The 11,150-nt window shown below is 54.4% G+C and carries 14 protein-coding genes and 1 pseudogene; 9 read left to right on the top strand and 6 right to left on the bottom strand.

What is annotated here, in order from left to right:
- The coding region (locus CPT76_RS28535) for a CorA family divalent cation transporter (protein ID WP_308737682.1) at nt 1-234 on the top strand (234 nt) is incomplete at its 5' end.
- A gap of 134 nt (nt 235-368) precedes the next feature.
- Here the strand turns inward: CPT76_RS28535 and CPT76_RS28530 are convergent.
- Nucleotides 369-722 carry a DoxX family protein gene (locus CPT76_RS28530; RefSeq protein WP_105445287.1) on the bottom strand — a complete coding sequence of 118 codons (354 nt, stop codon included), beginning with the start codon at nt 720-722 and terminating at the stop codon, nt 369-371.
- A 143-nt stretch (nt 723-865) separates the two neighbouring features.
- On the opposite strand from CPT76_RS28530, the gene CPT76_RS28525 reads away from it, so the two are divergent.
- Complete coding sequence (locus CPT76_RS28525; protein ID WP_181153103.1) at nt 866-1,228, top strand: winged helix-turn-helix transcriptional regulator; 363 nt, start codon at nt 866-868, stop codon at nt 1,226-1,228.
- Nucleotides 1,229-1,569: 341 nt separating this feature from the next.
- Here the strand turns inward: CPT76_RS28525 and CPT76_RS28520 are convergent, their stop codons facing one another.
- From CPT76_RS28520 to CPT76_RS28505, 4 genes are all read right to left on the bottom strand, one after another.
- Nucleotides 1,570-2,409 (bottom strand): substrate-binding domain-containing protein, encoded by an 840-nt coding sequence (locus tag CPT76_RS28520; RefSeq protein WP_105445285.1) that lies wholly within the window; start codon nt 2,407-2,409, stop codon nt 1,570-1,572.
- A gap of 287 nt (nt 2,410-2,696) precedes the next feature.
- On the bottom strand, nt 2,697-3,023 hold the full coding sequence (locus CPT76_RS28515; RefSeq protein ID WP_105445284.1) for a DUF5665 domain-containing protein: 327 nt from the start codon (nt 3,021-3,023) through the stop codon (nt 2,697-2,699).
- A 102-nt stretch (nt 3,024-3,125) separates the two neighbouring features.
- The gene (locus CPT76_RS28510; RefSeq protein WP_105445283.1) at nt 3,126-3,566 is read right to left on the bottom strand and encodes a YtxH domain-containing protein; all 441 of its coding nucleotides are present in this window, start codon (nt 3,564-3,566) and stop codon (nt 3,126-3,128) included.
- 37 nt (nt 3,567-3,603) lie between these two features.
- Nucleotides 3,604-3,861: a GlsB/YeaQ/YmgE family stress response membrane protein gene (locus CPT76_RS28505; protein ID WP_076176073.1), complete on the bottom strand. Its 258-nt coding sequence runs from the start codon at nt 3,859-3,861 to the stop codon at nt 3,604-3,606.
- 334 nt (nt 3,862-4,195) lie between these two features.
- Here CPT76_RS28505 and CPT76_RS28500 point away from each other — a divergent pair, with 334 nt between their 5' ends.
- Both CPT76_RS28500 and CPT76_RS28495 read left to right on the top strand, forming a co-directional pair.
- Nucleotides 4,196-5,203 (top strand): asparaginase, encoded by a 1,008-nt coding sequence (locus CPT76_RS28500; protein ID WP_105445282.1) that lies wholly within the window; start codon nt 4,196-4,198, stop codon nt 5,201-5,203.
- A gap of 209 nt (nt 5,204-5,412) precedes the next feature.
- Complete coding sequence (locus tag CPT76_RS28495; RefSeq protein ID WP_105445281.1) at nt 5,413-6,147, top strand: pirin family protein; 735 nt, start codon at nt 5,413-5,415, stop codon at nt 6,145-6,147.
- Between the two features lie 98 nt (nt 6,148-6,245).
- On the opposite strand, the gene CPT76_RS28490 is transcribed toward CPT76_RS28495, so the two are convergent.
- Nucleotides 6,246-6,470 (bottom strand): DUF1128 domain-containing protein, encoded by a 225-nt coding sequence (locus CPT76_RS28490; RefSeq protein ID WP_076176065.1) that lies wholly within the window; start codon nt 6,468-6,470, stop codon nt 6,246-6,248.
- Nucleotides 6,471-6,643: 173 nt separating this feature from the next.
- Here CPT76_RS28490 and yyaC point away from each other — a divergent pair, with 173 nt between their 5' ends.
- From yyaC to CPT76_RS37945, 5 genes and pseudogenes are all read left to right on the top strand, one after another.
- Nucleotides 6,644-7,222, top strand: coding sequence for a spore protease YyaC (yyaC, locus tag CPT76_RS28485; RefSeq protein WP_105445280.1), 579 nt, complete (start codon nt 6,644-6,646; stop codon nt 7,220-7,222).
- A gap of 92 nt (nt 7,223-7,314) precedes the next feature.
- Nucleotides 7,315-8,109 (top strand): alpha/beta fold hydrolase, encoded by a 795-nt coding sequence (locus CPT76_RS28480; RefSeq protein WP_105445279.1) that lies wholly within the window; start codon nt 7,315-7,317, stop codon nt 8,107-8,109.
- Nucleotides 8,110-8,302: 193 nt separating this feature from the next.
- The gene (locus CPT76_RS28475) at nt 8,303-8,956 is read left to right on the top strand and encodes a DUF6483 family protein (protein WP_105445278.1); all 654 of its coding nucleotides are present in this window, start codon (nt 8,303-8,305) and stop codon (nt 8,954-8,956) included.
- Between the two features lie 39 nt (nt 8,957-8,995).
- Nucleotides 8,996-10,177, top strand: a complete 1,182-nt coding sequence (locus CPT76_RS28470) for a class I SAM-dependent methyltransferase (RefSeq protein WP_105445277.1) — start codon at nt 8,996-8,998, stop codon at nt 10,175-10,177.
- Between the two features lie 186 nt (nt 10,178-10,363).
- Nucleotides 10,364-11,150, top strand: a pseudogene (locus tag CPT76_RS37945) (O-antigen ligase family protein); the annotation flags it as partial.

The following is an 11,150-nucleotide window of genomic DNA, read 5'->3' as shown; positions in this document are numbered from 1 at the left end:
AACGAAATCATGAAGACGCTGACGATCCTGACGGCGATTTTTACTCCGGCCACCGTAGCAGGCGCGATCTGGGGGATGAACTTCGAGAACCTGCCGGGCATCAAGGTGCCATGGGGGTTCGTCGGGATCATGCTGATCACGTTCCTCAGCACCGCCATCATGTACCTTTGGATGCACCGGAAGGGATGGACCGGCGATTTGCTCAAGGTCAAATCCAAAAAATCGAAGATCTAGCGTCTTGCCGAATATCAAAAACAGGACTCGAGTTAATCGGTTAACCCCACACGACGGATAGATCCCCTGCAAGCAAACAGGTGCTGAGTTAGCGCACAGCCGTATGCTTGGAGGGGATTGTTCATTTAACGCCGTTACCAGCGGCCGATAACGACTACGATCGCCAGCAGCAGAAACACGATATTGATGCCAATCTCTTTATATTCCTTCCGACTCACATGGAAAGCGGCGCCGAGCAGTACAGTCACGGCCAGGCTGAGTGCGGCGATCGGTGTTAATATTGGTGCGATCCCCGTGGCCAAAGGCAAAATCACTCCGAGCACCCCGGCCAGTTCCATCAATCCGATCCCCCAAACGAGCGGTTTAGGTACGTCTCCAACCCAAGGCCAGGCCTTTCGCGCTTGTTCATGCTGAAACGCCTTCATCCAACCGGAATAGAGGAATCCGGCTCCCAAAATTCCTTGCACAATCCAAAGTACAACGTTCATGTCTTCACTGCTCCTTATCCTGGCTCTGTTTCCTCTTCAACCATGGATATATAATAGGGAGTAAGGGTGGGATAGTGGAAGTAGGCACTTTAAATAAACGTAGTATCGAAAAATATACCTTAAGCCAATCAAGGGGTAGGAGGATGTGCGTGAATACTTACTGTAAGTTTGAAACGGCGCTGGATATCCTGATCGGGAAATGGAAGCCCGTGATTTTGCTCCGTCTGCTGAACCATGGAACGATGCGGTTCAGCGAGCTTCAGAAATCGATCCCGGACATCACGAAGAAAATGCTGACCCAACAGTTAAGGGAACTGGAGTATCACGATATCGTGCATCGCGAGGTCTATAAGGAGATCCCGCCAAGGGTCGAATATTCCATTACTGACTACGGTCAACGCATGACGCCATTGCTGCAGGCGATGAATGACTGGGGATCAATCACATTGCTCACCTGCAGGAGCTTTANGGGGAANAGCGGGCAGAGTGAGAGGGCAAGGAACTGAAGATTTGGCTGGATCCTGGAGTGTCTGATAAAGAACTGCTGCAGGGTCTGCTGCGCTACGAAGCGGAACAATAGATATCATGGTATCCATTGCCTATTAAATACGTTATTTATTAATATAACGAGCTATCTACAATAAATGTTACCGTATTATTGCTGTCAGTGTACAGAATTGAAAAATTACCTGGGAATGCTATACGATGGTAATCGAATAGAACGAAAACAGGAAGCGCCTAAAATGAAGCAGCCTTAGTCCGGTGGAATACCATACTAAGGCTGCCTGGTTTATTCCTATAGCTGTCTACTTCGATGGGCGGAACACCAGTCCCGGCCTTACGCTTGTCAACACTTAAAGCTTCGTGTTCGACCGTGTTCGCGGCAACTGTCTCTCCGGGAAAGCACTCCATCTCGGTTAAATAGGTCACGGATCATTTCGATCATCCGGTTAACCGCCAGCTCGCGGCTCGCAGGGGCGACGTAAAAGGTGGTCAGCGGCGGCTTGCTCAGCTTCGCCAGCTCCGAGAAGCCGTAACCGACGAGGCTGACCTCGCCGGGAACCTGCACGCCATGCTCCTTCAGCCACTGCAGGGCACCGAACTGAATAACCGTATTGACGGAAAATACCGCCGTATAGCCGATATCGAGCACATTCATCCGGGCGCACAGCTCGTAGCCGTCTTCGCCGCTGCTGGCCTGGACCAGCGATTTGTCCAGTGGAATCCCGGCTTCCTCCAGCGCACGGTAGTAGCCGTTCAGGTTTTTCTGATGAATGGGAATGTTCAAATTCCCGCTGAAGAAGGCGATCCGTTTGTGTCCGAACGACAGCAGATACTTCACGGCCTCGTAAGCCCCTTTTTCATGATCCATCACGATGCTGTTCGTGCCTTCACGGGGGATGCCCCCGTAGAAAAGATAGGGTACCTTGGCTTCGGTAATCAGGTCGATCGCTTTATCGTCCAGATCGCCTGTCACGAAGTAGCCCTCCGCTTCCTTGCTCAGAACCGCCTTGCGCATCTTTTCGAGCCCCTCGGCATCCGCCTGAACGTTCAAAAACAGCAGCGAGAAATGGTGGCGGCTTGCCGCCTGCTCAATCGTCGCGAGGTCGTACATGTACCTGGGGTCGTCGGGGGCGCGTCCGTACAAAATAAAGCACAGCTTCGGCGTGACATCCGGTCGAGACATACCAGCTTGAGGCGAAAGGCCGCCATTTTGGCGGGGACGCCGCACTGGCCGGCCACTTCGTCGAAAGGTTAGCAGGCAAGGCTGCGGCGGGCCCGGATCTCGAAGCCGGTCTGCGGAGCGCCCTGATCTGCCTGAAGGCGAGGGAGTCGGCTGAGACGAACGCCTTTCTGGAGATCGAACCGGTCACCCTCACGATGAACGAAGAATCGGCACCTTCATAACGCCAAAACGGATGGCCCGGGATTCCCCGGAACCATCCGTTTCTTTTTATGCAAGTAAACGATCCGTTACTGCGATTTGTATTGGCTGATATAATCCTGCAGGTTGGCGATGTATTGGCCGATCACCGGCATATCAACAAACAAGCTGAGCAAGTATCCGAGCAGGCCAAGCACCACAAAGGTTCCGAGGGACAGGCCAAGCCCGCGGGACAAGCCTGCCGTAAAGTTGGTGATCAGCCGCTTCTTGGTGTTCGTATAGTTCTCGATCATATCTTGAAGCTCGGACCGCTCCAGGGAATCGGCAATCTGGTCAAGGCGGTTGTTCAGCCTCTTCACTTCGTGCCTTAGCTCAAAAGGATGTTCATCCACGTCATAAGGATTGGCTTTGCTCATCAGAATCCCTTCCTTCTTCAGCCGGTATTCCGGCCTTAATGATCACGGACCTGTGCACGAAAATAGCCAGCTGGTCAGCTGGCTATCGGGTGTATCGGCAGCTTAGTAAGAAGTCTTATTAAGCTCCCGGCGGATATCGCTGGATGCATCGGATGATTTGTCCATGACATCCTTCGAAGCGCTTTTGACATCGTCTGCAACGTCGCCGGATGCGCTCTTCATGTCATCCGCCACGTCGGCCGAAGCCTGCTTGACGCTTTCCATAATCGTATTTTTGCTTTCGTTGACGGATTTGGCGAGATCGGTCGTCTTGGACGATACCGTCTTGGCCAGATCCGTTGCCTTTTCCGTCATGACGGAGGCCACTTCCTTCGTCTTGTCGGTAACGACGCTCAGCTTGTCGGAGAGATCCCCGCGCAGCTCGCGTCCGGTCTTCGGCGCAAACAGCAGCGCCGCTGCCGCCCCCAGCAAACCTCCGATAAATACGCCCTTTAAGAAGTTGCTTCCGCTTTGAACCGGATATTCCGTCTCTGCTTTATTCATACCAATCACTCCTTATTTAATATTGGTGTATATCAATTTAGGTGGTACGCGAGAACAAGCGGCTGATCAAGCCAAGGATAAAGACGAAGATCGCCGTCCCGAGAATCGCCGGAATTACGGCGAAGTTACCGATGACAGGACCCCAGTCGCCGAACAGCCAAGCTCCAACCCATGCGCCAACAAAGCCAGCGATCATGGCGCCGATCACGCCTCCCGGCATGTTGTGTCCTGCGATGGCATCACCGATAATCCCGATAATGATGGCCATGACGATACTGATGATAATACCCCACATGACGATCGCCTCCTTTTTATAAGGTTTGATAAAATTCTCTAAATGCGGCATAACCTGCTGTGACATGGTGTCAACGCGTCGATCTTACTTCGTATATAAACGGTGAGAAATGGTGTGAAACAACAGATGTGAAAAAGGAAGATAATCAGCGAAATATGGGGAATGATTTCGAATACATGGGATATTATTAATGAATTGGCCATTTAAGTGGCTTTACAAATATCGTGGAGTGCATTTCTTTTTCAAACCGGATATGAGCCTGCAGACAATCAACTTTATTATGCTGTGAATAAGTTGTATCATAGGTAGGCAACAAGAAAAGGAGAGAGGCTGTATGGACGCTTTATTGGTGAAAGAGTATCGGGCCGGAATCGTGGAAAGTACCCATTATGGACATATATGTATCGTAAATGATCAAGGCGAAGTGTACGCGTCGGCGGGAGATCCCCATTTTGTCACCTTTACGCGTTCGGCGGCCAAGCCGCTGCAGGCCATTCCCGGGATCCGGGCGGGGATCGCGGATTATTACGGGCTGACTGAAGAGGAAATCGCCATTATGGCCGCTTCCCATTTGGCAGAACCCCGGCATATCGAAGTGCTGGAGAGCATTCAGCGGAAAATCGGGGTGGACGAGGAGCAGATGGTGTGTGCGCCGACATATCCTCTAAGTGAAGACAGCAAGGAGCACACCATTCGCGAACAAGGACACAAGCGGCGCCTGTACCACAATTGTTCCGGAAAGCATTTGGGGGTGCTGGGCTACAGCCGGATGCGGCATAACCCGGAGGAGACATATGCGGAACCGGATCATCCTGCGCAGCGGGAAATTCTGGATGTGATTGCGATGATGAGCGGCATGGAAGCGGAACGGATTGGACTCGGGACGGACGGCTGCGGCTTTCCGGTTTTTGCGCTGCCTTTGTCCGCCATGGCTAACGCTTATGTGAAGCTGGCCTGCCCGGACCTCATTCCCGACGAACCGACGCGAGCGGCCGTGAGAACGATCACAGCAGCCATGAACCATTATCCGGCCATGGTTGGCGGAACCCGCCGGGTGGACACATTCATTTTGCAGGACCCGAACATTGTCGCCAAAGGCGGCTTCAAAGGCGTGTACTGTTTCGGTCTGAAAAAGGAGCGGCTCGGCATCGCCCTGAAAATACTGGACGGATCGGAAGAAGAATGGGGCTGGGTGGTCGAATCCATTCTCCAGCAGATCGGGTATGATAACCGCCGTCTTTTGGAGGGCCTGCGATCCGAATTTACCAAAGACATCTACAATGATGCCGACCGGAAGGTAGGTCACGCTGAAACCGTATTTACGCTGGAGCGGTCCCGCTAGAGGCAGAGGTGCCTGTCTGGATTGATATATAGAAGTAAATGAATGCCCTTGGAGGAAATCCTTGGCCCCGGCTGCGCGCAGTGTGGGGCTTTTTTTGTGCCCATGCCGTCTTTGGCGGCTAGAACGAGGGTGGGTTGATTAGCCCCTCGAAGTTGAGGGTAAGAATTACATATTCCAATAACATATGCAGTTCATGGAGGTGGATGGAAATGATTAAAGTAGTGACTTCAGCGGAGCGCCATACGTCGGAGCGGGGATGGATCCACAGCGAATTCAGCTTTTCGTTTGCCGATTATGATGATCCGAGCAATGCGCATTTTGGCTGCTTATTGGCCCATAACGACAATCAGCTAAGTCCGAAACAAGGCTTTAAGAAACATCCTCATCATGATTTGGAAATCGTCAGCTACGTCATCTCCGGCACGCTTGAACATAATGACGACATGGGAAATCAGGTTCAGCTGCCGGCGGGGACCGTTCAAGCCATGAGCGCAGGGTCCGGTGTGATGCACTCTGAGACCAATCCGTCGGAAGAGGAACCGGTCCGCTTTCTGCAAATGTGGTTCCTGCCGTCCACACCGGGCCACAGGCCCGCATGGAAAGCTCACCATTTTCCGAGGGAGGAGAGGATCAACAAGCTGGTTCCGCTTGTCAGCGGATCGGCGGAAGGATTGCCGAAGTCCCCGGATGCGCTTCAGATCCATGACGACGTGTCCATCTGTTTTCCAATCCTGGAGACCGGGCAGGAATTGTTGTTCCCGCAAAAAGAGGATCGCAGGACGTTTCTGTTCCTGATTTCGGGTCACCTGGAAATCGGCTGCGACGACGGGACATTCCATCTGGAGCCCGGGGACTCGGCCAGGGTAAAAAAATCATGCGATCTTCATATTAAAGGAACGAGCAGCGAAGGAGAGTCTGAATTTGTACTGGTGGATATACCTTAATTGCTGTCCCTTGACGGAAAAGCCCCCGGATGTTCCGGGAATCGACTGATTACAGCGGTTCCGGACATCAGGGGGCTTTCGAAATGTAAAGGGGAGCCTTACGCTTTACGCAGACGTCCCAGCTCTGAGACCAGCGCTTCCACCTCGGAAATACTCAGATTGTCCTTGGACATCACCAGGTCGTAGACGTCCTGGATGTCCTCGTACCGGTCGACGGAGAACGCCGATGCATTCATGGCTGCGCCGCTGGCCATTCTCAGCTTCGTTTTAATGCCTTCAATCATATACTCTATATTTTCAGGTGTCTTTTGGGATAAATCCATGTCAAGCGCCCATCCTTTCCTGTGCCTAAGCTTGTGTTCTATTGTAGCATGTCTTCACGTCCGTTACTCTGTTTTTTTGTCCCATCCAGAAGCTCCCGTTTTCCAACCGGATCATTTTGCAGTAAAATCATTCTATCGAATGAAGAATGAACGAAGCAGGGAGGAGGCCAGGCATGTCATTTCAAGATCCCCACCACATCCGCGGCACCAAACGCAGCAAGCAGATGAACGCGCAGGGGCTGACCGCGTTTTTCAGGCAGATTCATGAACGCCATCCGCTGGATAAAATCACTTTTGTGTGTATCGGCACCGACCGGTCCACGGGGGATGCCCTCGGCCCGTTGACGGGAAGCGAACTGGTCCTATACGGCGTCCCGAATGTCATCGGCACGCTGTCCTCTCCTTGCGACGCGCACAATTTGGAATCGGCCATCGCAGAGATACCGGCGGACCATACCGTTGTAGCGGTGGACGCCTGTCTGGGACATCCGGGTTCGGTCGGATGCTACTTGCTGTCGGACGAGCCGCTGCTCCCCGCCAGATCGGTGGGCCGTATGCTGCCGGCCGTCGGGCACTATAGCGTGGCAGCCGTCGTCAATGTCAACGGGCCGCGGCCGTATTCGACGCTGCAGATGACCTCGCTGTACCAGGTCATGTCGATGGCCGGCCAGATCGCGTCTGCCGCAGCGGAAGGATTCGGACTCAGCGGGGCGGAGGTAGAGGCCCGTTTCAAGTTATGGCCTTTGGCTTAATAATATACATAATTAATATATGCTTCATTTTTGCAAATCTATTACGATCATACCGGCGAAATTCAAGCTGATATAGAAAGAAGGATGTCATCATGGAAAAATTGATTTGTGACGGTCATACCCTTTGTTACACCGATCATGGCCAAGGTGAGCCGATTGTGCTGCTCCACGGCTTCTGCGGAAGCTCCGAATACTGGGATCTTTTAGTTCCGCTGCTGTCGGGCAGCCACCGGTGCATCTCGGTCGATCTGCGCGGCCATGGGCACTCGGACGCCCCGCTCGGCGCCTACTCGCTGGAGCAGATGGCGGATGACGTCCTGAAGTTGCTGGACGAGCTCGACCTGCCGAAGGTGACGCTGCTCGGCCACTCGATGGGCGGGTATGTGACGCTATCCTTCGCACAGCGTTACGCGTCGCGGCTGAACGGATTCGGCCTCATCCATTCGACGGGCTATCCGGATACCGAGGAAGGCAAGGAGAAGCGCCTGAAGGCAGTCAGCACGATTCAAACGGAAGGCGTTACCGCATTTATCGACGGGTTGATCCCCGGGCTGTTTGCACCCGATGCAGACCAGACTCACCCCGAGCTCATCCAACGGGCCAAGGAAATCGGTTATTTGACACCGCCGCAGGGAGCGGCGGGGGCCGCCCTCGCCATGCGGGAGCGCCCGGACCGGCGGGATGTCATGTCGGCGACAGTGCTGCCGCTGCTGCTGGTTGCCGGAGAATATGACAGCGTCGCGCCGCCGGAGAAGGTATTCACGGTGGATAAGCCGAACGTTACCCAAGCCGTGATCCAAGGGGCAGGCCACATGAGCATGATGGAAGCCCCGAAGGAACTGGCGCAGGTAATCCTTCAATATATGCAGCAGACGAAAAACGCATAATTCGTATTACTCAACCGGAAGCCGGACCCAGGCTTCCGGCTTTTTCTTTTCCCCGGGTCTATCCTATGCCGGCTCCGGTCTGGCTCTTCCCTTTTTCTGATGAGTCCTGCAAGAACTGGCTTTGACCTCCCGAATGCCTTACAATCAAAGGGAAGCTGACAAGCTGATCTGAAGGAAGGACGGAGGACGATCCATGTTTCGCAAAGATTACCTCGTACAGATGGTTGAAGATATGGTCGAAATGGTTGGTAAAGTGTTCGGATTGAAACAGCAGAAGAAATATGCCGAGGCCCTGTGGGAAATCGACGATCTGCTCAGCAAGAACTTCCGTCTCAATACCCGTCTGTTAAATTCCTTATCCGTAGAAGATATTATTGATATGTTTCGCCTGGGCGGCGGTGTGGAGGCTGACAAGCTGCAGACCGTAGCCCGGCTCCTGCAGGAGGAAGGCGGCGTGTACAAAGACATGGGAGAAGCGGATGAGGCGCTCAGACGTTTCATGAAATCGCTCCACCTCTATATATACGCCGACCTGAACGGGGCCCAGCGCTCTATGCTGCAGCTGCAGGACCGCGTAGCGGAGTTGAAGGACGAAGTGAAGGGATACCGTCTTCCGGTCAAGACCGAGAAGATTCTGCTGTCCTACGAGGAGAAGGAAGGCCGGTTCGACGAAGCCGAGAACGTGCTCTTCCGGCTGCTTGATCTGCGGGAAATCACGGAAGAAGAAGGTGTTTCCTTCTATGAAAGGCTGCTTGAACGGGACGACGAAGCCCTGAATCAAGGAGGGCTCCCGCGCAGCGAAGTGCTCGAAGGCATGGAGACGCTGCGGCGCAGGATCAATGCCTGAAGCGAGCCTTATCTTAAGTTGAAAGCGAGATGTACTCTCTTGGAAGCATTACGCAAATTGATTCACGACATCATCGGGGAGTCGACTTTGATTACTGCGACGTTAAGCCAGCTTCGCAAACGTGAGGGAATTTCTTTCACCAAAGTCCAGATCAAACCCGTGGAGTTAAAGAAAAAAGTGCATTACCAGCTGGCTTATGTTCATCCCAACAAAGTGGTGCATCAGAATCTGACGGCCGCAGAGGCCGAGCAGACGATCATAGAGCTGTTCGAGCAGACCTTCCGGCAGGCGCTGATCTGCACGCCCGAGGCGGATTACCAGATTCTGATCAGCAAAAAATATAAAGTATCGATCCTGACCAAGTCCCCGACCAAAACGACGGCTGATCTGGCGCATAACCGCAAGAAGCAGTACGTGCTGGAAGAAGGGGAACCTGTACCCTTCCTGGTCGAGCTCGGCATCATGAACGAGCAGGGCAAGGTGCTTGCCCGCAAATACGATAAGTTCAAACAGATCAACCGCTTCTTGGAAATGGTCGAGGACATCCTTCCCTCTCTTCCTGACAGCCGCCCGATCACCATCGTGGATTTTGGCTGCGGCAAATCGTACCTGACCTTCGCCCTCTATCACTATTTGGCGGTCCAGGAGCGAAGGGTGCTGAATGTTGTCGGATTGGATCTGAAGGCGGATGTCATCGAACACTGCAGTATGCTGGCGGAAAAGCTCGAATATCAAAATTTGCGGTTTCTGGTCGGTGACATTGCGGATTATGACGAATTGGAGCAGGTTGATATGGTCGTCACGCTGCATGCCTGCGACACGGCGACCGATGCCGCGCTCGAGAAGGCGGTCCGCTGGAACGCCCAGGTGATCCTGTCGGTTCCGTGCTGCCAGCATGAGTTGTTCTCCCAGGTGAAGAACGACGCCCTGTCACCGCTCCTGTCGCACGGCATCCTGAAAGAACGCTTCTCGGCGCTCGCGACCGATGCCATTCGGGCCAAACTGCTGGACTTGATGGGATATAAGACGCAGCTTCTGGAATTCATCGATCTGGAGCATACGCCCAAGAACATTTTGATCCGCGCGGTCAAAGGCAGCAGCGGCGGCCGGGATCAATTGTGGCAGGAGTATACCGCGTTCCGCGATTTGCTCAGCGCTGCTCCTTACTTGGAGAAGGCATGTGCCGATTTGCTGCCCGAAGGCTCGCTCCAGCAGGAGTAAGATGAGAATGGCACCCGCCAATCGTAAACAAAAATGCAGTTCAAATAGGCAGACGATATGAAGCGCAGCTTCCATGATCGCAGTGCACAGGACGAAGGCTCGGCTTTTGGGCTGCCCGTTTCGGCAAGTTAGCTTGGGGAAATACTGGCTAACAGAACGAGTGAACGGGAGCGTGAAATGTAGAGCATGAAAGAGTGTGCACGGTGGATGATGGGGGCTGCGCTGTTTGCCGTGATGGCGGCTGCGGTATGGCGTTCCGGCTTGTATTTTTCGACGGATCTGTACCCGGTTTGGCTCGGCTTTGGCCTATTCTGCGCCGGGGCGGGCGGATGGGGGCTGTACCGGTTTAGCCGGGGCCAGACAGCCGAACGGCGACTGATCAACCGAATGGCTGAAGCGTCACCGCTTGCGGGCTGGGTGCTGTGCAGCCCGTTTCTGATGATGCTTCTCTATGCCGTTCACGGGGCGATCGGTTCCGTGTCCGTGCTCGGGGACGGGAATCAGGCGCTGCGCTGGGCACTGTATGGGTCGTTCGTGGTGTTGGCCTGGTTGCAGGGTTCGGACAAAAGGGGAAGGCTTGTGCTTGCGGCGGTGTGGCACATGACCGGAGGCCTTCTTGCTATGACCGCGCTGCTGCCGGTGTACGGATGGTTCCCGCTGCCTTATGCGATCGCATATACGGCGGATCCCGAAGTGAGCGCCACCGGCGCGCGGCTGGCAGGCATGCTGCAGTATCCCAACACGTTCGGCGCCGTGATGGCGTTGTTTCTGCTCGAGCGGCTGTTCGCGCTCGGCCAGCTGCTGCAGCGGCAGCCGGCCGCACCGCCCGGCCGCGTGCTCCTCGGCAGCCTTCCGCTGCTGCCGTACGCCGCCGCGCTCCTCCTCAGCGAGTCGCGCGGCGCCTGGCTGGCGGCCGGCGCGGCATGCGCCGCCGGCCTGCTGATGGAGCGGCGGCGCATGGCCGCGCCGCTCG

Origin of the sequence: Paenibacillus sp. AR247 (assembly GCF_002968895.1) — a bacterium.
Classification (GTDB): domain Bacteria; phylum Bacillota; class Bacilli; order Paenibacillales; family Paenibacillaceae; genus Paenibacillus_AQ; species Paenibacillus_AQ favisporus.
Note: the sequence above shows the minus strand (reverse complement) of the source record. Positions and strands in the feature narration are given on the sequence as shown.